The 21,649-nt window shown below is 65.1% G+C and carries 22 protein-coding genes; 12 read left to right on the top strand and 10 right to left on the bottom strand.

Annotated features, from left to right (window positions below; all coding sequences use genetic code 11):
* The first annotated feature begins 19 nt into the window (after positions 1 to 19).
* Entirely contained in the window at positions 20 to 337 is a 318-nt protein-coding gene (locus NO878_RS12260) for an MTH1187 family thiamine-binding protein (protein WP_256406283.1), read from the top strand.
* On the opposite strand, the gene NO878_RS12265 is transcribed toward NO878_RS12260, so the two are convergent.
* Genes NO878_RS12265 through nasA form a run of 3 tightly spaced genes read right to left on the bottom strand, consistent with a single transcriptional unit; the run spans position 334 to position 3,919 of the window.
* Entirely contained in the window at positions 334 to 465 is a 132-nt protein-coding gene (locus NO878_RS12265; protein ID WP_256406284.1) for a hypothetical protein, read from the bottom strand. The two genes, NO878_RS12260 and NO878_RS12265, sit on opposite strands and share 4 nt — an antisense overlap.
* A complete protein-coding gene (locus tag NO878_RS12270; RefSeq protein ID WP_256406285.1) occupies positions 465 to 1,814 on the bottom strand; it encodes an MFS transporter in 1,350 nt (449 codons plus the stop codon). Before NO878_RS12270 ends, NO878_RS12265 begins: the two co-directional genes overlap by 1 nt.
* Positions 1,811 to 3,919, bottom strand: coding sequence for an assimilatory nitrate reductase NasA (nasA, locus tag NO878_RS12275; RefSeq protein ID WP_256406286.1), 2,109 nt, complete (start codon positions 3,917 to 3,919; stop codon positions 1,811 to 1,813). Before nasA ends, NO878_RS12270 begins: the two co-directional genes overlap by 4 nt.
* Before the next feature lie 332 nt (positions 3,920 to 4,251).
* On the opposite strand from nasA, the gene mch reads away from it, so the two are divergent.
* The 7 genes from mch (at position 4,252) to NO878_RS12310 (ending at position 10,506) form a co-directional block, all read left to right on the top strand.
* Positions 4,252 to 5,184, top strand: coding sequence for a methenyltetrahydromethanopterin cyclohydrolase (gene mch / locus NO878_RS12280; protein ID WP_256406287.1), 933 nt, complete (start codon positions 4,252 to 4,254; stop codon positions 5,182 to 5,184).
* Complete coding sequence (locus NO878_RS12285; protein ID WP_256406288.1) at positions 5,181 to 5,675, top strand: double winged helix-containing putative transcriptional regulator; 495 nt, start codon at positions 5,181 to 5,183, stop codon at positions 5,673 to 5,675. The genes mch and NO878_RS12285 overlap by 4 nt, the downstream gene beginning before the upstream one ends.
* Before the next feature lie 44 nt (positions 5,676 to 5,719).
* A complete protein-coding gene (locus tag NO878_RS12290) occupies positions 5,720 to 6,229 on the top strand; it encodes a DUF8056 family protein (protein ID WP_256406289.1) in 510 nt (169 codons plus the stop codon).
* Positions 6,230 to 6,411: 182 nt separating this feature from the next.
* On the top strand, positions 6,412 to 6,879 hold the full coding sequence (locus NO878_RS12295) for a DUF5812 family protein (RefSeq protein WP_256406290.1): 468 nt from the start codon (positions 6,412 to 6,414) through the stop codon (positions 6,877 to 6,879).
* 55 nt (positions 6,880 to 6,934) lie between these two features.
* Complete coding sequence (locus tag NO878_RS12300) at positions 6,935 to 8,002, top strand: mechanosensitive ion channel family protein (RefSeq protein WP_256406291.1); 1,068 nt, start codon at positions 6,935 to 6,937, stop codon at positions 8,000 to 8,002.
* 69 nt (positions 8,003 to 8,071) lie between these two features.
* The gene (gene secF / locus NO878_RS12305; protein WP_256406292.1) at positions 8,072 to 8,947 is read left to right on the top strand and encodes a protein translocase subunit SecF; all 876 of its coding nucleotides are present in this window, start codon (positions 8,072 to 8,074) and stop codon (positions 8,945 to 8,947) included.
* Entirely contained in the window at positions 8,947 to 10,506 is a 1,560-nt protein-coding gene (locus NO878_RS12310; protein ID WP_256406293.1) for a preprotein translocase subunit SecD, read from the top strand. The genes secF and NO878_RS12310 overlap by 1 nt, the downstream gene beginning before the upstream one ends.
* Before the next feature lie 13 nt (positions 10,507 to 10,519).
* Here the strand turns inward: NO878_RS12310 and rnhB are convergent, their stop codons facing one another.
* From rnhB to NO878_RS12340, 6 genes are all read right to left on the bottom strand, one after another.
* A complete protein-coding gene (gene rnhB, locus NO878_RS12315; protein WP_256406294.1) occupies positions 10,520 to 11,155 on the bottom strand; it encodes a ribonuclease HII in 636 nt (211 codons plus the stop codon).
* 326 nt (positions 11,156 to 11,481) lie between these two features.
* Entirely contained in the window at positions 11,482 to 12,936 is a 1,455-nt protein-coding gene (gene mmsA / locus NO878_RS12320; RefSeq protein WP_256406295.1) for a CoA-acylating methylmalonate-semialdehyde dehydrogenase, read from the bottom strand.
* An 89-nt stretch (positions 12,937 to 13,025) separates the two neighbouring features.
* A complete protein-coding gene (locus tag NO878_RS12325; RefSeq protein WP_256406296.1) occupies positions 13,026 to 13,760 on the bottom strand; it encodes a CBS domain-containing protein in 735 nt (244 codons plus the stop codon).
* Between the two features lie 215 nt (positions 13,761 to 13,975).
* Positions 13,976 to 15,145: an AI-2E family transporter gene (locus NO878_RS12330; RefSeq protein ID WP_256406297.1), complete on the bottom strand. Its 1,170-nt coding sequence runs from the start codon at positions 15,143 to 15,145 to the stop codon at positions 13,976 to 13,978.
* A gap of 73 nt (positions 15,146 to 15,218) precedes the next feature.
* Complete coding sequence (locus NO878_RS12335; protein WP_256406298.1) at positions 15,219 to 15,647, bottom strand: CopG family ribbon-helix-helix protein; 429 nt, start codon at positions 15,645 to 15,647, stop codon at positions 15,219 to 15,221.
* Positions 15,648 to 15,806: 159 nt separating this feature from the next.
* The gene (locus NO878_RS12340; RefSeq protein WP_256406299.1) at positions 15,807 to 16,232 is read right to left on the bottom strand and encodes a Tfx family DNA-binding protein; all 426 of its coding nucleotides are present in this window, start codon (positions 16,230 to 16,232) and stop codon (positions 15,807 to 15,809) included.
* A gap of 62 nt (positions 16,233 to 16,294) precedes the next feature.
* Between NO878_RS12340 and NO878_RS12345 the strand changes: the two genes are divergently transcribed.
* From NO878_RS12345 to NO878_RS12360, 4 genes are all read left to right on the top strand, one after another.
* A complete protein-coding gene (locus tag NO878_RS12345) occupies positions 16,295 to 17,305 on the top strand; it encodes an extracellular solute-binding protein (RefSeq protein ID WP_256406300.1) in 1,011 nt (336 codons plus the stop codon).
* Positions 17,306 to 18,121: a molybdate ABC transporter permease subunit gene (locus tag NO878_RS12350; RefSeq protein WP_256406301.1), complete on the top strand. Its 816-nt coding sequence runs from the start codon at positions 17,306 to 17,308 to the stop codon at positions 18,119 to 18,121. It begins immediately after the preceding gene.
* Positions 18,112 to 19,191: an ABC transporter ATP-binding protein gene (locus NO878_RS12355; protein ID WP_256406302.1), complete on the top strand. Its 1,080-nt coding sequence runs from the start codon at positions 18,112 to 18,114 to the stop codon at positions 19,189 to 19,191. Before NO878_RS12350 ends, NO878_RS12355 begins: the two co-directional genes overlap by 10 nt.
* Before the next feature lie 202 nt (positions 19,192 to 19,393).
* On the top strand, positions 19,394 to 21,058 hold the full coding sequence (locus tag NO878_RS12360) for a Na+/H+ antiporter NhaC family protein (RefSeq protein WP_343218062.1): 1,665 nt from the start codon (positions 19,394 to 19,396) through the stop codon (positions 21,056 to 21,058).
* A 19-nt stretch (positions 21,059 to 21,077) separates the two neighbouring features.
* On the opposite strand, the gene msrA is transcribed toward NO878_RS12360, so the two are convergent.
* Positions 21,078 to 21,620: a peptide-methionine (S)-S-oxide reductase MsrA gene (msrA, locus tag NO878_RS12365; RefSeq protein WP_256406304.1), complete on the bottom strand. Its 543-nt coding sequence runs from the start codon at positions 21,618 to 21,620 to the stop codon at positions 21,078 to 21,080.
* Positions 21,621 to 21,649: the final 29 nt, after the last annotated feature.

A 21,649-nucleotide genomic window follows, 5' to 3' on the forward strand; every position in this document is an offset into this window, starting at 1 on the left:
ATACCCGCGTGTACCGATCATGACCGTCGTTGCACTCCTCTCGGTCGCCCCGGTGACAGAAGGAAGTATGGCCGAAGATGTCGCGGACGCCGTCGCGGCGCTCGATGACTTCGACGTCGCCTACGAGACCAACCCGATGGGGACGGTGATCGAAGCCGACGACGTGGGGACGCTCTTTGCGGCCTGCGAGGCCGCCCACCGCGCCGTCGACGCCGACCGGGTGAGCACGGTCCTGAAAATCGACGACAAGCGGGCGAGCGACGCGTCGGCGGCGGCGAAAGTCGAGGGAGTTGAGGAGGCGTTGGGGCGGCCGGCGCGCGACGGTGACGACCGCTAAGCGATCCCCGCGGCCTGGCCGTTGAACGCCATATACAGCGAAAAGACGGTCACGAGAATCGCGATGACCATCTCCAGATAGAGGACGGCCTTTCCCCACTTGTACCAGTCGCCGTACGTCTCACCCATCAGTCGTCACCTCCCGCGGGTGCCGTCTCGTCGCCGCCCAGCCACCGCCGGGCGGAGCCGAAGCCGTGTTCGCGTGGGTCCTCCTCGTACCGCATCGCCCAGACGTAAAAGAGCATGAACGGGACGAAGAAGGCGAGGGCGACGATGGCGTAGCCCATGTGGATGTTGGGGACGTAGCCGTAGACGAGTGGGTAGACGATGCCGCCGCTGGTCGAGACGCCGCCGATGAACCCCGAGGCGGTCCCGGGCCGGTCCTCGAACAGGACGGGAACGATAGCGAAGACGCCGCCGGTCCCGAAACTCACCGTCACGCCGAAGACCGCGAGGACGACGACCGACGCCGGCAGGATCCCTGCGAGGCCGACGAGCGTCAGCGCGACCATCGCGACGGTGATGAGGAGCAAGGCCGTCATCAGCCAGTGGACCCGGGGCGAGTACGGCTGACTCGTCGACAGTAGGGGGTACGGCGTCCACCCTTTGCGCTGCCAGAGGTCGGACATATACCCGGAGAACGGACGGAACAGCGAGGCGTTGAACGACTGGACGGCGGCGAAGGTGCCCGCGGCGGTCTGGATGGCGGCGGTACCGGTAAAGCCGAGGTCGGCGATGGCACCGTCGAAGCCCTCGGCGTAGTAACTCGGGAGCCAGGAGTTCATCGCGATTTCGAGGCCGAACGACATGGCGTAGCCGAGCATCAGGGCGATGGCGGCAAAGCGCGTCCAGACGAACAGCGTGTCTCCGAGTGACGTGTTCGCCTTGGCGGTCTCGGCGGTCGCGCGATCCTTCGCGGGTTCGCCCCGCCACCGGTAGATGACGGCGATGAGGAGCGCGACGATCCCGAGATGCAGGAAGGCATCGGTGAAGTTGGTGCCGTAGATCCGGGGCAAGAGGAGCGCGCCGACGCCCGCGCCGACGTTACCGGTCCCCGCGTACAGCCCTTCGGCCGTACCAATCTCGTGTTCGTCGAACCACTGGGCGACGTGTTGGATGCCGACGACGAAGCTGATGCCCGCCGAGGCGACGATCATACGCTCGACGAACAGCACTTGAAAGTCGGAGAGAAAGCCGATTCCGGAGGCGTACGCCGATGCGATGCTGACCAGCCCCGAGTAGGTGAGGATAATCGTGAAGACGTTGTGGGCGCCGAGGCGGTCGGCGGCCCACCCTGCGAGGACACGGCCCGGTGGCGCCAGCCAGATGGCCGAACTCGCGAGCACGGCGAGTTGTCCGGTCGTCAGCCCGTAGAACTCCCCGATGCTCGGGCTGAACGCCGCGGTCGAGAACCACATCAGGAAGGCCCAGAAGAAGGCGACTGTCGCCAGAATCAGCTGTTCGATCTTGTTCGTCATGGGTGCTGTGGGGGACGCTCACGCTCGAAGGCGGGCGCCGCCCCCTCGGCATCGGGACGGGTGAGACACACCGCACACTGTTTGAGGTTCGGCTCGTCGGACTGCGGATCGGTCGCGGGGTGGGTCAGGTCGTTCGTCGCCGGGTGGTGGATCGGGAGCCAGACCATCCCCGTCGGGACCGCGTCGTCCGGACGGACGCGGGCGACCACGCTCCCGCGACGCGACTTGATGCGTGCGTGGAGTTCGTCCGCCTCGTTTGGCTCGACGGCCTCGCGTGTCGCTTCGACGGTCTCCGGGTGTATCCGCGCGACGAGGCGGCCGGGGTCCTCCGGCGAGTCTCGGGAGCGAACGCCGGTGTTGTAGCCGTCGTCCTCGCGGGCGGTCGTCAGGACGAGCGGATACTCGTCGTCGGCGGGTTCGGGGAGCGCTCGGCCGGTGCCGGCGGCGAACCGCGCCCGACCGGACGGGGTGGGAAAGGACCACTCGCCGTCGTCGTCGTACCGATACCCCGCGCTGGTGTCGGGATCGGGCGCCGGCCAGCGCACCGCGAGTTCCGCGTCGAGGCGGTCGTAACTGATCCCGGAGCAGTCGGCGTCGGTGTCCGCGGTCAGGGCAGCGAACTCCGCGAACACCGACTCGGGGTCGGTCGGCCGGTCGAACAGGTCGTCGACGAGGACGTTCCCGAGCGTCGCGATGATGTTGAGGTCGGTCCGCACCCCCCGGGGCAGGTCGCTGGCGGGCCGTACCCGCGACACCGTCCGCTCCATGTTGATCGCGGTGCCGTCGGACTCGCCCCACGTCGCCGCCGGCAACACCACGTCAGCGTGCTCGACGGTCTCCGTCCGGAAGGCGTCCTGTACGACGAGGAAGGCGTCGTCGAGGCGGTCGGCCACGTCGGTGGCGTCGGGCATCCCCGCGACGGGGTTGGTGGCGACGGCGTACACCGCCTCGACCGGGCCGTCGGCGATGGCGTCGACGACGCCCACCGGCCCCGGCCCGGTGTCGTCGGGCAGGCGGTCGACGGGCACGTCCCACGCCTCGGCGACAGTCTCTCGTTCCGCCGGGTCGTCGAAGTCGCGGTGGCCGGGCCACGTTCCCTTCGACGAACAGACCCGCGTCCCCATCGAGTTGGCCTGCCCGGTCAGCGAGAAGGGGCCACTCCCTGACCCCATGTTGCCGGTCGCGAGACAGCAGTCGATCAGGGCGCCCGCGGTGTCGGTCCCCTGGACGCTCTGGTTGACCCCCATTCCCCAGTAGATCAGGGTATCGCGGTCGAGCGCGGCGGTCAGACGATCGACGGCCTCGGTCGGGACGCCGGCGCGGTCGGCCGCGGCGTCGGCGTTGGGCAGGCCGGCGCGAAGTTCGTCGAACCCGGTCGTCGCCGCCTCGACGAAGGACTCGTCGACGCCGCCCGTCTCGACGACTCGCGCTAGAACCGCGCGGGCGAGTGCGAGGTCGCGGCCGGGGTCGACAGCCACGTGGTGATCCGCGGCCTCGGCGGTCTTCGTCCGCACCGGATCGACGACGATCAGATCGCCGTCGGTCGCGCTCTCGGTGATCCAGCGCCACATGACGGGGTGAGCGACCGCCGGGTTCGCCCCCCAGACGACGTGGCTCTCGGCCTCGGGGATGTCCTCGTAGGTCGGTGGCGGCGCGTCACTTCCGAAGGCGTCGTAGTAGGCGGTCACCGCACTCGCCATGCACAGCGTCGTGTTGGCGTCGTAGTATCGCGTGCCGACGCCGCCGCGTGCGAGTTTTCCGAGGGCGTAGGCCGCCTCGTTGGTCTGCTGGCCGCTCCCGAGCACCGCAACGGCGTCGGGATCGGACTCCATCGCCCGGCCGAGGCCACGCTGGGCCGCGAACAGCGCCGTGTCCCACGTGGTCTTCTCTAACTCGCCGTCCCGACGGACCATCGGCCGGGTGAGCCACTCTCCTTCGGGATCGGCCGTCTCGCTGATCCCCCGGGAACACGCCATCCCGCGGTTGACCGGGTGGTTCGCGTCCCCGCGAACGGTATCGACCCCGTACCCGATGTCGACGCCGCGCTGGATCAACCCACAGCCGACCGCACAGCGCATGCACGTCGTCGGGACTGGGTCCGTCATCGCGTCCACCAGCCTCTCGCTTCCCTCGTCGAATCACGATTCCACGCACGTTCCCCGTGTGTCGCTCCGCTGATGTTCAGAATCATACGTACATAATCCTTGAATGTGATTTTGGTTCCGTGATTGGGTGAACGCTCGTCAGTAAAAAGGTTGTGTGGTCGTTTGTGCATAATATCAGAGGATATACAAACAATCATAGGTCTATACCTGTCCTAGTACTCCATCAGTTTGATACTCCCCGACGAAGGTGTTCGTTCGGTAGTGTATCGCTCTGTCCGGGCTGTCCGTCGGCACCGACAACCCATTTAACCGAAAGCGCCCAAGCCGCCCGCATGGAGAGTCTCAACCGGATGGCCGTCGAACTCGTCGACGAAGCCATCGACTTCGCCGGCGAACTCAACGTCGACGTGATCGAACTCGACTCGGGGGCGACCGTCCTCGATTTCGGCGTTCGGGCCGCGGGTGGTCTCGAAGCCGGGCTGTTGCTCGCGGAGATTCAGACTGCGGGGCTGGCGACCATCCAGACCCGGATGGACGAGGTGGCGGGAACGCCATTTCCCCACGTCGAACTGACGACGGACAAGCCCGCGCTCGCCCTGCTCTGTTCGCAGAAGGCGGGGTGGGAACTCGTCACCGAGGCGTTCGACGGGCTCGGTTCCGGCCCGGCGCGGGCGCTCGTCGGCGAGGAAGGCGAGTTCGAGGCCGTGGGCTACTACGACGAGTTCGACCTCACCGTCCTGGCCGTCGAGTCTGGGACGCTGCCGGGCGACGACGCGGCCGAGCAGGTGGCCGAGCGCGCCGGCGTCTCGCCGAGTAGCGTTTTCCTACCGGCCTACCCCACGGGGTCGATGGCCGGGAGTGTCAGCGCCGCGGCTCGCGCCCCCGAACTCGCGCTCTTTCGGCTGTTCGAACTCGGCTACGATCCGGTGGATGTGGTGTCGGCGGCCGGGAGCGCGCCCGTCGCGCCCGTCAGTCACGACGAGGCCGAGGCGATGGGGCGGACGAACGACGCGCTGGCCTACGGCGGCCAGGTGTACCTCCAGGTGCGCGAGGACTTCGACCGGTTCGACGAGGTGCCCTCGACGGCCGCCGCGGAGTACGACACCCCCTTCGAGCAGGTGTTCGCGGACGCGGACTGGGACTTCTACGAGGTGCCCGAGTCCGTCTTCGCCCCCGCGCAGGTGACCGTCGACGTCGTCGACGGCCCGACTTACGCGCTGGGCGGGACGAACCACGACCTGCTGGCCGAGTCGTTCGGACTGTGAAGCTCAAACCCGTCCCCGAACCGCCCGCCGAGTTCGCTTTCGTCGAGCGTGCACAGCGGGCCGTCCCCTTGGTTCCGGGTGACGAGGACGACTGCTGTGCCCGCCTGCTTCGTCGGCTCGACCTCCCGAGTCGCGACGTGGCGCGGACCTGGCTCACCTTCCTTCGGGCGCTCGAACTCGCCGCGGAGACGCCCTCGGGATTCCGGCGAACCGACGTCGAGCCGACGGTTGCGGGCTGCCGGGCGGCGCTGCTCGACCGGGTGTTCGCCGCCGCGGCCGTCCACGATGCGCTCGATACCGACGACCCGCGGACGGTCGACGACGTCTTCGCAGCCGTCCGCGAGACGGTGCCCGCCTGGGAGCGTCACAAGCACGCCACGCGGTGGGAGTCAGTCTGGCACGACCGGGTTGCGGACCTACTCGGGTGGCTGACCCTCCTCGGGGCCGCCGACCGCGTCGCCGACGACCCGCCGCAGTACGTCCGTCGCTGACCGAATCCGGGTCCATTAACTCGCCGCGACGACTACGGCCGCCGATGACAGACGACTACGGCGGGCTCATCGGCGCGTTCCCCTACGCCTTCCGCGCGAGCGACTCACTCCTGTTTCGGTCGTACATCGTGGTCGGGACGGTAGCGACGGCGGCCGTGAGTCTGCTGTTCGTCACCGCGCTCGTCGGCGTCATCGCGGCCACGTCCGGCGGGCGGGGCGGGAGTCTGACGCTCTCGCGCTCGTTTTTCGCCGTCGTGGGGCTGTTCGTGGTCGTCCCGCTCGTTGCGCCCGTCCTCCTCGTGGCACGCCGTCACCGACGAGTCGGCGGGCACGCGACCCGCTACGACGCCGCGCTGGCGGCGACCGGCTACCTCTTTCTCCTGTCGCTGTACGTGGGCCTCGTCATCTCGGTGCCGCCGGCCCAGCAGACGACGCCCACCGGCGTGCTAGCGCCCGCTGTCGCCGTGCTGTACGCCCTCCCGCAACTCGCCGGGGTCGCCCCGCCACTGCTGGCGGCCACCGTCGAACTGGGCTGTCACCGGCTGTTGCGGTAGGCGCTGAGCCGGTCGGAGCGGTAGCCGTAGACGACGGCGGCCACCAGCGTGGCGGCGTCGTTTGCCGAACCGGTTGTGCGTCACCCGCCAGACCGGAACCACCAGTGAACGGTCGTCCCGCGAGCGACAACGACCCTCGGCGTGACGAAACGCCGAAACCCGTCGACCGTCTACGGCGACGTATGGACGAGAAGACGGGTACGTTCCTCGTGACGGCGGCCGACGACGACGCGGCCGTCCTCACCGACGTCGACGACGGTCAGGTCCACACGCTCGCGACGAACCCCGACGTGACGGTCGGCGAGGCCATCGAGGGCCGCCTCGAACCAGAGCCACCGCTCGAGGTGGCGTGGCGCCTCGCGACCGTCGACGACCGGTGGGAGATCAGTATCGAGGAGAGCGCCGAGGCGCCGACGACCTTCGCCCGCGAAATCGCGGCCGAGCAGGCGGTCGGCGAACTCACCCGGCGCGAGCGTGCGGGCACCGGCGAGGTGCACGTGCTGACGGTGACCGAATCGGAGACGGACGCCGCCGTCGCCGACGTGTTAGACGACAGCGAGGGACTCCGCTCGCGGGCGGCCCGCCTCGGCGTCGCGCGTGTGGTCGTCCGCTCGGAACCCGGCGTGGTGAGCGTCCGCTACCTGCCGTAGGCCGACGCCCCCGGCGACACTAGAGTTATGCCGGTGCGGCCTGTTCGGGCCATAAATGTCAATCGAACCGATATTCTCCGAGACCCACTTCGGGAGTTCGGTCCCGCAGTATCTCCTCTTTTTCGCCATCGTCGGTCTCGGAGCCGTGATCGGGCGGTCGCTAAGCTACCTGTACCGGCGACGGCTGAAGAAACGGGCTGCGGCGACTCAGACCCGGATCGACGACATCCTTCTCGAGTCGGTCGGCCGGCCGGTCGTGTTGCTCGGGGTGATCGGCGGCGTCGCCCTCGGTCGGGAGGTGCTCACGCCCGTCGAACCCCTCCGATCGGCTCTGAACGCCTCGATCCGGATTCCGATCATCGTCGCTCTCGCCTGGATCGCCGTCCGCCTGACCGACGGGTTCATCGAGACGTACGCGGCGGCGTACGCGGATCGAACGGAGTCGAAACTGGACGACGAACTCGTTCCCATCGTGGGCCGGATCACCAACGTCGCCATCGTCACCACCGCCGCCATCGTCGTCCTCGACTCCGTCGGCTACGACGTGACGGCGGTCATCGCCTCGCTGGGTATCGGCGGCGTCGCCGTCGCCTTCGCCTCCCGCAAGACCATGGCCGACGTTTTCGGCGGCGCGCACATCCTCGCGACCAAGCCCTTCGTCGTCGGTGACACGGTCGATATCGACGGCACGGCGGGAACCGTCGAGGAGGTCGGCCTCCGGACGACGCGACTTCGGGATTTCGACGGTCGTGTCGTGACGCTCCCGAACGCCGCTATCGCCGGCACCGAGATCACGAACCTCACGTCGGAGCCAACCCGCCGGGTCAAGACCTTCATCGGTCTCCCCTACGCGACGACGCCGACGGAGATGGCGGCGGCGCTCGACCTTGCCGCAGAGACGGCCGCGGGCGTTGAGGGCGTCGACCCGGAGCGGACCGATGCGTGGTTCTGGGACTACGGCGACGCCTCCCTCAGGATCAGGCTCGAGTACCATATCGAGACACTGGACCAGTGGAAGGCGGTGCGGGACCGCGTGAACCGGGACGTTCAGGCAGCCTTCGACGACGCGGGCGTCGAGATGACGGCACCGATCGGGCGGGTTCGCCTCGGCGGCGGATCGTGATACTGTCACTCCGGCCAGGTCCGGGGCGACATAAGAAGGCTTAGTAGGCGTCGGGGTGGACCGGCGAGCATGGTAGCGTTCGAAGTACCGGAAATCGACTACACCCGGTACACGAATCGCCAGCTTGCGGCCGTACCGCTCGTCATCCTCGCCGTTGCCCTCCTGATCGTCGGCGGCTGGTACGCCGCAACTGGCGCGCCGGTCGATCCCGGCGTTGATTTCACCGGCGGCGCGGAGCTACGAGTCGCGGTCGACGCACCGGACGGGCAGGCACGCGAACGGATCCAGCAGACGTTCGATCCGGCGCCCGAATCCATCCGGAGTGTGCCCTCCGATGACACGTATATCCTCACGTTCCAGACCGACGAGACGGGTGTCTCGGCGCTGGAGACACAGGCACGCGATGCCGGATTCGAGGTACAGTCGAGTTACACCGTCTCCGCGAGCTTCGGGTCGCGCACCCAGGGACTCGCACTCGGGGGCGTCGCCTTCGCCTTCCTCGGGATGAGCGTCCTCGTCTTCCTGATGTTCCGGACGTTCGTCCCCTCTATCGCCGTCGTGGTCTCCGCGTTCTCCGACATCGTGGTGCCGGTGGCGCTGATGAACCTCCTCGGCATCGAACTCACGCTCGGGACCGTCGCCGCCCTCCTGATGCTCATCGGGTACAGCGTCGACTCCGACATCCTGCTCAATAACCACATCCTCCGGCGGTCGGGTGGCTTCTACGAGTCTACCCACCGCGCGATGCGCACCGGCGTGACCATGACGCTCACCTCGCTGTCGGCGATGATCGTCATGACTCTCGTGGCGACGGTGTTCGGTATCCAACTGCTCGCGGCCATCGGGACGGTCCTCGTGTTCGGCCTCGCCACTGACCTCATGAACACCTACATGCTCAACCTCAGTCTCCTGCGCTGGTACAAGTACGAGGGGGTGGCGAACTGATGGGCACGATCCGTGACAACTGGCGGGTCATCCTACTGGCACTCGTGCTCTGTGCGAGCCTCTTTGCCCTCTTCTCGCCGACCGTCGGCGGCAACGACACCGACACGCCGGGGCTTGCCAGCGCTGGCGTGACCAACCTGCAGTACGGCCTCCAACTGTCCGGCGGGACGCGCATTCGCGCGCCGCTGGTCGGCGTCACGGCCGAAGGCGTCGAATTCGGCGGGACGGAGCCGCCACAGATCGAACGCGACGTGGCCGCGAGTCTGGAGAACGCCACCGTCGCCGACGTCATCGTCAGAGAGGAGTCCCAGACGGGCGGTACCGTCGAGGTGACCACCGACGGCGTCACGCCGGCCCAACTCGGGACCGCTCTCGACGCCGCCGGGTACAGCTACGAGACGACCCGCGGCGGGGTCACCGAGGCGACCCGTTCCCAGACGGTCGATGTCCTCTCGAATAAGATCAACGAGGCGGGACTCTCCGGTGGGACGGTCCAACAGATCACCACCCCGACCGGCGAGAACTTCGTCCTCGTCGAGGTGCCCGACGAGAACCGCCAAGAAGTCGTCGACCTGGTGAACGAGCGCGGGAGTGTCCGCGTCGACGCCTACTACGCCACGGACGATGGCGCCTACGAGCAGACGACCGTGCTCGAACGCGACGACTTCCAGAGCATCGGTACCGCCGAACAGGGTGGCGAGGGCCAGCAACCGCGCGTGCCGGTCGTGGTGCGCGAGGACGTGGCCCCGACGTTCCAAGAGGAGATGATCCGGACAGGCGTCGCCCAGTCCGGTGGCTCGCAGTGTCGCTACGGTATGAGCCCTAACAACACCGATCCGTGCCTGCTCTTGGTCGTCGACGGCGAAGTCGTCAACTCCTTCGGTATGAGTCCGGGCCTGGCCGGCGGGATGCAGTCCGGTGACTGGGCACAGGACCCACGGTTCGTCCTCCAGACCCAGAACTTCAGCGGCGCGCAGGACGTCGCGATCAACCTGCGTGCCGGCGCCCTGCCCGCCGCACTCGACATCGGGCCGGACGGCGCGGGCACCTCCTCGTACATCGCCCCGGGTCAGGGCCAGCGGTTCCGAACCGACTCCCTGATTACGGGCGTCATCGCCGTCTTCGCCGTCGCTGGCGTCGTCTTCCTGCGCTACGGCGAAGTGGAAGTTGCCGTGCCGATGATCGTCACCGCGCTCTCGGAGGTGGTGATCCTGCTCGGCTTCGCCGCCGGCATCGGCTATCCGCTCGACCTCTCGGTGATCGCCGGGTTCATCGCTGTCATCGGGACGGGGGTGGACGACCTCATCATCATCGCCGACGAGGTGATGGCCCAAGGCGACGTGAACAGTCGGCGCGTCTTCCAGTCGCGCTTCCGGAAGGCGTTCTGGGTCATCGGCGCCGCCGCCGCGACGACTATCATCGCCATGAGTCCGCTCGCCGTCCTCTCGCTCGGCGACCTCCAGGGCTTTGCCATCTTCACCATCCTCGGTGTCATCGTCGGTGTTCTGCTCACGCGGCCCGCCTACGGTGACATCCTGCGGGCGCTGCTGACGCGGTAGGCGGCGTCCCGCCTTAGAAGTCGGCCAGCGACGACTGCTCGGCCGCCGCAAGTACGTCGTCACAGGTCGCCCACGACGCCCGCGCACACGCCGGCAGGCGCCCGTGTTCGTCCACGTACTCGGCCAGGAACGTTCGGGTCTGCTCGTCGCTCGGGTAGCCGCTCCCGACGTCCCCGTACGCCTCTGTCAGCGCCTCGATCCGGGTGTCGCGTTCGACCTTGGCGACGACGCTCGCGGCCGCGACGTGGGCGTAGTGCTCGTCCGCGCGGTGTTCCGCCCGCATCTCCACGGTGGCGCCGACGGCCTCACGAACCCGCCGGCCGAACCGCCCGGCGTCCACGTCGCCCGCGTCGACGACGACCGAATCGCCGTCGGCCGCGACGGCCGTGATTGCCTCGGCCTGTGCCGCGACGGTCACCCCGTTCATGTCCGTCTCGGGGTCGTCGATCCGGGCCGGCGTCACGACGGCCACGCCCACGTCGACGGCGTCGTCGCCCCGGAGACGGTCGGCCAACTCGCGGCGGCGTGTCGCCGACAGTCGCTTCGAGTCGTCGACGCCGTCCGGAAGCGCCGCGTCCGGCGCCCGGACCGCCGCCGCGACCATCGGCCCTAACACCGGTCCTTTCCCCGCCTCGTCGGCACCGATCATATCCGCAGGTGGTGAGGACGGCTCAAAGCCGTTCGGGTCCGCTGGTCGGCCGTCACTCGGACCGGCGTGGGCCGACGCCCTCGACCACGTCTCCTCGTCGGACTCCGCCTCGGTTTCGGGAACCAGCGGGCGATCAGCCCGGCGGTTTTGCGGTGGTGACGCGTGGTGGACCTCTACACATCACGCCGACGAAACGCACAGGTCGGGTCACGGCCGCCCCAACACCGATCGCTCCCGGAGCGTTCCTACCCAGCACATCGACCTCCGAAGCACGTGACGTATTTCCACCCAACGAGACGGAGAGTGGCGACGTTCTGCTCGCCGATTCAGGCCGAGGGCCAGCGCTCGATGTAGATCGTCTCGTCGGTGTAGAACCGGATCATGTCGTCGGCCTGTGCGTGGAGGTCACCGAAGAACGAGGCCTTCCGGCCACCGAAGTGGAAGAACGCCATCGGAGCGGCCGTCCCGGCGTTCACCGCCAGATTCCCCGCCTCCGCGTCGTGACGGAAGGTTCGGGCTTCCGCGCCTCGCTCGGTGAACAGACTCGCGGCGTTACCGAACTCGCTGCGGTTCAGTCGCGCGATGGCCTTTTCGAAGGTGTCGTAGCTGGCGAGTGCGACGATCGGGCCGAATACCTCCTCACGTGAGATAGCGAACTCCTCCTCGACGTCGCCGAAGATCGTCGGGCCCAGAAAATTGCCGTCGGGATACCCGTCGACGGAGACGTCACGGCCATCCTGAAGCAGGGTCGCCCCCTCGTCGAGTGCGCCATCGATGAAGTCCCGAACGCGGGACTCGTGTTCGGGCGTGATGAGCGCACCCATGTCAACGTCGTCGAGGCCGTACCCGACTGTCATCTCGTTGGCCTGCGCGGTCAGTTCCTCGGCGAACTCATCGTAAACCGACTCTTCGACGAGCACGACGTCGTTGGCCAGACAGCGCTCACCCGCGCAGGCACACGCCGACGAGAGCGTCTTTTCGGCTGCGAACTCGATGTCGGCACTGTCGGAGACGATGACGTGATTCTTCGCACCGCCCTGTGCTTGGACGCGCTTGCCGGCCGCGGCGGCCGTCTCGTAGATGTGCTCGGCCACTGGCGTCGATCCGACGAAGGAGACGCCCGCGACGCCCTCGTGGGTGATGAGGCTGTTCACCGTGTCGACGCTACCGTTGACCAGATTGATGACGCCGTCGGGGAAGCCGGCCTCGTCGATGAGTTCGAACATCTGCTGGATGACGAGTGGGTCCCGCTCGGACGGTTTGAGGACGAACGCGTTGCCCGTCGCGACCGCATACGGGAGGAACCACAGCGGGATCATTCCGGGGAAGTTGAACGGCGTGATGGCGACGAAGGTTCCGAGCGGCTTTCGCACGGCCGTCTCGTCGATGTCGGGTGCGGCGTCCGGGAGGTGACCTCCCTGCATCATCGAGGGGATGCCACAGGCGACTTCGACGTTCTCGATGCCCCGCCGGAGTTCGCCCATGGCCTCCTGTTTCGTCTTCCCGTGTTCGGTGACGAGAATCTCCGCGAGTTCCTCCTGCTGTTCCTCGAGCAGTTGTTTGAAACGGAAGAGCGGCTGAATTCGCTCCTCGACTGCCGTGTCCTTCCAAGATTCGAAGGCCTCGTTGCCGGCGGCGACAGCCCGATCAACGTCATCACTGCTGCTGTAGGTCAGTCCGGCTAGGGTGTCACCCGTCGCGGGGTTGACGATAGGTTCGCCGTCGTCGCCGGTGGTGTCGACCCACTCGCCGGCAACGTAGTTTTGGATCTGCTGTGTCACAGGCCGCCCTTCCTGATGGCAGTACTTCAATATTGGCGATATGTTGCTGGTCGAGACTATGTATCTCAAGCCGCCTGCTCGTGACGGAATCAGACTGAGGAGAAGTACGACTGTCCGAAGCGGAGCAGGTCCCGATCAAACTCGTCCGAGTCGTCGATGCGAAAGTGGAAGAGCTGATTCCGCATGTCCCCGATTTCGAGCACTAACTCGCGAATCACGTCCTGTTGATCGTCGAAGAGCGATTCGAACTCCTCCCAGTGAATGGAGATGAACTGGGCATAGTGTGCGTAACTGCAGTGCTCGATAGACGCTGGTGTTGGTAGTGGGTGTTCCTCGTCGAACGTTTCGGCCAACTGCTCCGACAGCGAATCACCGAACACTCGCGTAAAAATATCGCGCAACTGCATTTCGATCGACTCGATCAACAGAAACGGCTCGAGCATCCGCTTCAGTCGCGTTAGGAGGTCGTAGTCGGTCAGGATGCGCCACTCGTCGTCTCGATCCACCACGATGTACGTATACTCCGCGAGGGCATCGAATACGGCGAGGAGGTTCGCGTCCTTGCTGACGGTGTGTGCATCCTCGACTGCCGCCCCGACCGAGATCTTGTCGAGCGTCTTGTGCCCAACCCCCAGTTGGTGGAACGCGAGGAGCGTCCGGACGACCGACCTGTAGGTGACAATCCCGACCAACTCGCCGTCGCGTTCGACACCGATTTGCGTGTAGCCGTGCTCGAACATCCGACGGAGCGCCGATTCGAGTCCGAGATCGTATTCGACGGTCTGGAGGACGTTCTCGATAGGGAGGTCGGCGATTGTGTACATGGATGCCCGGAGCGTTTGCTCGTAAATAACTCCCCCCTTCCGTTCGTATCCAGACCCCCGCTGTGTTCGCGTGGTCTCATCCGTGCTTCAGGTGTGGGTCGCTCTTTGGCTCGCGGCCGATGGGTGCACCTGGCTGTGAGACGTCGCGCCATTCGCTCCGGCTGAGAGCGTCAGCGGCAAAACTCACCTGTCCCGAAGAACATGTTGGGAGTTAGTCAGTAGTCCGAGAGATTCGACTGTCGGTGTGGATGACTGCCAGTCAACACGTACGGTGCGATGGTTCTCGCGAACTGTGCGACGAGGACGAGCAGTATCGGCCCGAGGAAAATGCCGTAGAAGCCGAACACGATTGGCCCAAGAATGTACGCAAACATCAGCAGCCCAACATGTGTTCGGTTGCCACTCACGTACGGGCGAATCATGAAGTCCGGAATCGTATCGACGACGACGAACGCTAACACGAGAAACAGGATCACAAAGCCAAACGCGTCTGGTTGCCCACTGGTGACGGCGGCAACTGCGAGGATCACTCCTACGGGCAAATACACGATTTTCATCCCGACGACAGGAATCAAACTACCCGCCCCTGTGAGCGCACCGACCAGCGGTGCGAACGGCACGTTTACCGCGTCCGGGGCGACGAGATTGTACGCGGAAAACACGAGAATTCCGATAATTCCCGTCACAAATGCGTTCAGGATATTTCCGAAGAGAATTGAGGACAGTTCGTCGTCGACGGCCACCGCGTACGACTCGACAATCCCCGACTCGTCGAAGTTGTCGAGAAACCATCGTACGAGACGCGACCCGTCGGTGAGCAAATAATACGTTCCGGCGAGAAGAATAAACCCGTGAAGTGCGGCATCTGCGGCGATGCCCACCGAGTTGATGAGGGTCGCAGCCGTTCGCTCCGCCCACGTCTGCACTGCCGGATCGTCGAGGATTGCGGTAACCTCTTCCGTATTCATCGTCAGTATGTCGCCACGCTCTAACCCTACAAGGGGCGCCGGGAGCCCGCTTCCCTGTACCGACTGCAGTGCGGAGAAATACGTCGCGCCGGGACCGCTCCCGCCGGCGAGGCGCTGGATTTCAGGCACCACCAGTACGAGGGTGTAGGTGAGCAAAAAGAGAAACGGCAGGAGGAACATCGCAATTGTCGTCACAGCAAGCGCTTGCCGACGATAGGACAGGCGACGGCTCTGGAGTCGCGAGGGAAGCGAGAGATTATCAAGCTTGCGATAGATCGGACGGCTCGCGTAGTAGAGAAAGATCGCAAAGACGAGTGTCGCCTCAAACTGGATCAAAACGAACACGACGGCGGCTAGTAGCCCGAGCCCCCCTAACCCGAAGAGTGTCCGCCTTCGTAGCGCTGCATCGTATTTCATCTGTCTAGTGACCGCCGCCCCAGCAAAAAGACATGTTGGTAACGGACCACCGACCGGGCGTTCTGCCCACACATCAGTCCATACCGGCGAGGGGACCGAAGTTGTCCAGCGGCAGAACAGAGTAGTCGATTGTGAGCGTGTCTTTCGTCGCTCGGATCTTCCCGACGAACGTGGAAATCTCTTCGAGCGACCCTTCCAGCACGAACAGTTCCATACAGTGGTGGCCGCCGACGTGACTGTGGAAGTTCGACGCGACGATGCCCTCGTGTTCGTGGCGGAGGTGCATCATCTTCTCCTCGACGCTCGTCGTTTCGTAATCGAACACCACTGTCACGACGCCCATCACGTCTCGATTCTCGAGTTTCTTGTCTTCGAACTCACCGAGGAGGTTCCGACTCGCCTCACGGAGTACCTCACTACGACCGGTGTAGCTATGATCGTCGGTGAACTGGTCGATTCGTTCGAGCAACTCTTCCGGCATCGAGATGCTGACGACGCTCATACCCTACACCAGTCGCGTTCACGTAGTAAAGCGTGGCACTCGACGCCTGCTAGCTGAGATATCTTACAGCCGAACAACCGGGTTGCATCGGCCGTATCGCGCACGCTCGCGCTCCACAGTGTCCGCTGTCCCGGCGAGACTCACGAATCGACGGCGCACTCAGAGGTCCTCGGTATAGACTCTCACTTCACCTTCGTTGGTGATTCCGACGTCAATGCTCGTCTTCAGTTCGTTCTGGTTCGTACACTCCTCGAGGACGCCGTAGAGGTGCGTATACAGCTCCGGCCGACAGTACGCGACCCCGATCCCTGCCTCGTCCCCGTGTGTGTAGACACTGGCGACCAGGTCGTCGAAGTTCGTCCCTGGAGAAACCGAGAACTGAATCGGTGCCCGAATCGTACGGACGAGTTCCAACGTCCGGCGGGCCTTCTCGACGTTCTGTTCTGCTGCTCGTTCGATGGCACTGATGTTCGAGTCGGTCGTTCCTAAGTGATCCGCCACTTCCTGCTGGGTCTGCCCCTGTTCTCGGAGTTCGAGTACCTCAACCTGCCGTTCGGTCAGCGTCGTCGATTCAGCAGCAGTCATATCGAGTCAAACAGATGTGTTTGAGATAAGCTTTTGCATTAAACACTTCTTCATCTCGAACGATGGATGGTGGACCCCCGACTACGCGACGACGGTTTCTCCTGACCGCTGGAACCGCGGCCGTCGCCGGCATCGCGGGCTGTACCGGTGGGCGCAACCGAGGCGGCGACCAGTCGCCGACGGTCGCTATCCTCGCGGCCGGCAGCCTTCAAAACGCGTTAGCTAACGGACTCAAGCGGGCCGTAGACGTTCCGGTCGAAGTCGAAGCACACGGCTCTGCGACCGTCGCCCGAATGATCGACGAGGGGCAACGTGATCCCGCTATCGTCTCGGTCGCCGACGTGGCGCTTTTCGAAGCGCCGCTCTCACCGTCGTGGCACTCGGTGTTCACGAGCAACTCTGTCGTCATCGCGTACAATCCGGATACCGCTGGCGGGAAGCGCCTGGCCGAGGCCGGTACCGAGCGTTGGTACGAACCGATGGTCGACGGGGACGTGCGTATCGGTCGAACCGACCCCGATCAAGACCCACTGGGATATCGCACCCTATTCATGCTCGAACTCGCCTCCCGGTACTACGACGACGCGCCGAACCTCCGGGCACAGATCCTCGAACGAGAGCAGATCTACCCCGAGACGTCACTGCTCAGCCAGTTCGAGTCGGGGTCCATCGACGCCGCGATTGCCTACCGCAATATGGCCGTTGAGCGTGAGTACGAGTACATCGAGTTGCCAGATCAGATCAATCTGAGCAATCCCGCGTACGCCGAGGACTGGTACTCGACGACGTCGTACACACTGCCGAGTGGTCAAGAGATCCAGGGAGGGCTCATCAGCTACGGATCGACCATTCGGCACATGAGCGACGCCGCCGTCTCCGTGTTCGACGTCCACACGACCGGGCGCTATCTCGAAGACCACGGGTTCCTCCTGCGCGATCAGTTCCCTACCTATACGGGCGATGTCCCCCAGTCAGTCAGACAAGCAACGGAACGCTCCAACGCGAATCGATCCCGACTCGACGGACCTAGCGACGCAGTACCAGCGGTTTCGGACATCACTGTCCTGATCTGAATGGCGACACGTTCAGACTCGAATCGGTCAGAGGCGGTCACGTTCGGATTCGACTGGGTCAGCGTTGCGCTCGCCCTCGGGGGCGTGTTGCTCCTGTACTACGTGGTGCCGATGGTGTCGCTGTTTCTCTCGGTCCCGGCCGGGGATATCCTTGCTCGAATGAGTAATCCGACCGTCGTGGATTCGGCGCGCACGTCGCTGCTGTCGGCGTCGATCAGCACAGTCGTCGCCACCCTGTTCGGCTTGCCGCTCGCGTACTGGCTCGCACGCACCGACGGGGCCGTGACGAAGGCTGTCCTCGCGGCCGTCGTCCTCCCGTTGGTGCTCCCTCCAACGGTCGGCGGCATCGTGTTGCTCACCGTCTTCGGCCCTGGTTCACCGCTCGGTGAAGCCGCGATTGCCGCCGGATTCCCACTCACGCGGTCGCTCGCTGGAGTGGTCCTAGCCCAGATATTCGTCGCGTCGCCGTTCGTGGTCGTGACGGCAAAAGCGGCGTTCGAGAGCGTCGACCAGACGCTCGAGTACGCCTCTCGCTCGCTAGGAAAGAGCCGCTTGACGACCGCTCGTCGCGTGACGCTTCCCTTGGCCGGCCCGGGTATTCTCGCCGGCGTGACACTCGCCTTCGCGCGAGCGATCGGTGAGTTCGGCGCGACGATGATGCTCGCGTACTACCCGCGAACGATGCCGGTCCAGATTTGGGTCGCCTTTATCGAACTCGGCCTGGATAACGCCTATCCAGTCGCGATACTGCTGGTACTAATCGCCGCCGCGGCGCTGCTGATTCTCAACACCGTCGCCTCGAACCCATGGGACTGACACTGGAACTCTCGCGACTGTGCAGAGCCTACGGCCAGTTCGCCTTCGGTCCGGTCGACCTGACGGTCGACGACGAAGTCCTCGCCGTCCTGGGGCCGTCCGGCAGCGGCAAGACGACACTGCTCTCGCTCATCGCTGGCATCACGACCCCCGATTCGGGGTCGATTCAGCTCGGCGGCCGAGAGCTGGTCGGGGTCCCGCTCGAAGACCGGCTCGTGGGGATGGTCTTCCAGGAGGGTGCGCTCTTTCCACATATGACCGCCCGTGAAAACATCGAGTACGCGGCCACCGCCAGTGACCGGGTCGACGGACTCGCGACGCTTCTCGAACTGGACGGCCTGCTCGAGAGAACGCCACCAACGCTGTCCGGCGGCGAACGCCAACGCGTCGCCCTTGCGCGAACGCTAGCGACCGATCCGGACGTGTTACTCCTCGACGAACCATTATCGAGCCTCGACGCGCCGATCCGGAAACGCCTCCGGGACGAACTACACAGTCTGTTCGAATCGCTCGACATCCCCGTTCTGTACGTCACACACGACCAGCGCACGGCGACGGCACTCGGTGACCGAATCGCCATCGTTCGAGACGGTGGCCTCGAACAGGTAGGGGCGCCGTCGACGGTCCTCACGCGGCCGACGAGCCGCTTTGTCGCCCGCTTTACCGGGACCGAGAACCTCTTCGAAGCGACCGTGACCAACCGAACGCCGGACGGAGCGACGGTTCAGTTTGGCGACGTGCAACTCCAGACGACCGCCTCGGATGTCGCATCCTCGGCCGTGACGGCCTGTATTCACCCGTCACGGGTCGATATCGAAGCCCCATCCGTTACCGACGGTGATCGAACGGCGAACACAGTCTCGGGGACGGTCACTCGGTGGCTGAACGAGGGGAGTGAGTATCGGGTCACTCTCGAACTCGAAGACGGGTCGCTCGCTCTCACGGCCAACGTTCGGCCGCCGACGTTCGAACGACTGGCGCTCGAACACGGCTCAGACGTCCGAGTGCTGATTCCCGACGCGTCGATACACCTGATTCCGGACGCCGAGCGCGGTTCGCGTACCCACTGAGTCACATCCGGACGGTGGGTTCACGGGACGACCGCTACCGCCGCCGCCTCCGAAGCCCCTCCATACCTGTAAGCCACCTGTCGGACCCTCACGCCGCGTTACATCCCAATCCTTATGTTGGAAACACCAGCACTCTGGCCCTATGGCAACGTCCTACGGGGTGCTCGCGCTAGCGCCGCCACTGTTGGCTATCATCCTCGCGATGACGACCCGACAGGTGCTGGTGTCGCTGTTCGCGGGCGTGTGGATCGGAGCGCTGATCGTCGCCGGCTGGAACCCCATCGCGGCCACCGCGCTCACCATGGACTGGCTCGTGGAGGTGGTCCGGTCGCCGTTCGACACCAAGTTCATCCTCCTTATAATGTTCATGGGTGCAGGAGCCGCCTTCATCTACCGTTCCGGCGGGATTCTGGCGCTGGAGCGATGGATTGGTGATCGAGTCGACGGCGCCCGCGACTCACAGATCCTCACCTGGATTATCGGCGTGTTCATCTTCTTCGACTCGTACACCAGTACCGTCGTCACCGGGAACGCAACGCGGGAACTCTCCCAGGAGAACCAGTCCTCCCGGGAGATGCACGCCTACGTCCTCGACTCGACGACGTCGCCGGTGACCACGTTCGGTCCCGTCTCGAACTGGATCGGATTCCAGGTGTCGATGGTCATCGCTGGGTTCGAGGCAGTCGACGCGACGCTCTCGGAACTCGGGGTCAGTGCCTTCGGCCTGTTTCTCCAGAGCATCCCGTGGAACATCTACTGCTTTATGGCCTTCTTCATGGTCGGGTTCATCTCGATCACGCAGCGCTTTTTCGGTCCTATGCTTGACGCCGAGTGGCGCGCGCGGTCGACCGGGCAGACGATCCGCGAGGACGCGACCGCCCTCTCGAACGTCTCCCAAGACGTCGGCGAACCAAGCGAGCAAAACCCCTCGCTGCTGAATTTCTTCGTGCCGATCATCGTGTTGCTCGTCGTCGGACTGGTCTCGATGTGGTGGCTCGGTGGTGGCTACCAGCCCGACGTCGACATCGCTACTGCGTTCCAGGAGACTGACGTGGCGCTTGGACTGCTGTACGGCGCCTTCGCGTTCATGATCACTGGCTTCGCCGGTGCGCTCGGCCTCCGAACGATGGATCTCGAAGCGGCGAGTGACACCATCATCGACGGCTTCAAGACGATGAACATCGCCATCGCGATCATCGTCCTGGCGTGGGCCATCGGCCTCGCCGCCGAGAACGTTGGCACCGCCCAGTTCATCGTCGATACGCTGGTCGGAAGCGGCGTGCCCGGGAGCTTCCTGCCGCTGATCATCTTCGTTGCCGCCATGTTCATCGCGTTCACGACGGGCACCTCGTGGGGGACGATGGGTATCCTGACTCCTATCGCGATCCCGTTGGGCTACGAACTGGTCGGCCCCTCGATCCTCCCGGTGTTGCTCGGCGTGCTGTTCGGCGGCGCCATCTGGGGTGACCACAGTTCGCCCATCAGCGACACCACGGTCATGTCCTCGATCTTCGCCGGCTCCGACCACATCGACCACGTGAACACGCAGATTCCCTTTGCCGCCACCGCCGCCGGGGTCACCGTGATCATCCTGTTGCTGTACGGCTTCGGGCTTCGGACGCCCTACATTGCGCTGCCGCTCGCGTTCGTTCTGACGGCCGTCGCCGTGCTCGCGCTCAACAAGTTCGACGCGCGACGCAAGGGGCTTCCGGAGGTGATGCCCCCTGCTGAGGACATCGACGCGGACTCCCCCGACAGTGCTAGGAACGGCGACTACAGCTTCCTCTCGCCGATCCCAGTGATCTCGGTCGTCGTCGTCCTGTCGTATCTCGCCCTCGTGTTCGTGTTCGCTACCCTCGGCGGGTAACGCCGTCGCCCGCCGCGACTCACTCCCCGCCTTCGGCCACGCGGTCGGCGAACGTCTCGCGGACCTTCTTCATCTTCGGCTTGATCTGTACCTGGCAGTACGCCCGCTCGGGGTTGTTCGCGTAGTAGTCCTGGTGATACGCCTCGGCGGGATAGAACGTCTCCAGGGGTTCGACTTCGGTGACGATGGGGTCGTCGTACGTGCCAGCCAGGCGTTCGATGGTCGCCTTGACGGTCTTTCTCTGGGTTTCGTCGTGATAGAAGACCGCCGAGCGATACTGCGACCCGACGTCGGGACCCTGCCGATCCTTCGTCGTCGGATCGTGGAGCGCGAAGAACACCTCCAACAACGCCTCGTAGCTGACGATGTCGGGGTCGTACTCGACCTGGACTGCCTCGGCGTGGCCGGTCGACCCCGAACAGACCGCCTCGTAGCTCGGGTCGGGGACGTCGCCGCCACAGTAGCCGGAGGTGACGCTGTGGACGCCGTCGAGTTCCTGAAACGGGGCTTCGAAACACCAGAAACAGCCGCCTGCGAGCGTTGCGATATGGGTATCGGGCATGTGATCCCGTAGACGCTGCAGCGGTATGT

Origin of the sequence: Haloplanus ruber, assembly GCF_024494725.1 — an archaeon.
In the GTDB taxonomy this organism is placed as follows: domain Archaea; phylum Halobacteriota; class Halobacteria; order Halobacteriales; family Haloferacaceae; genus Haloplanus; species Haloplanus ruber.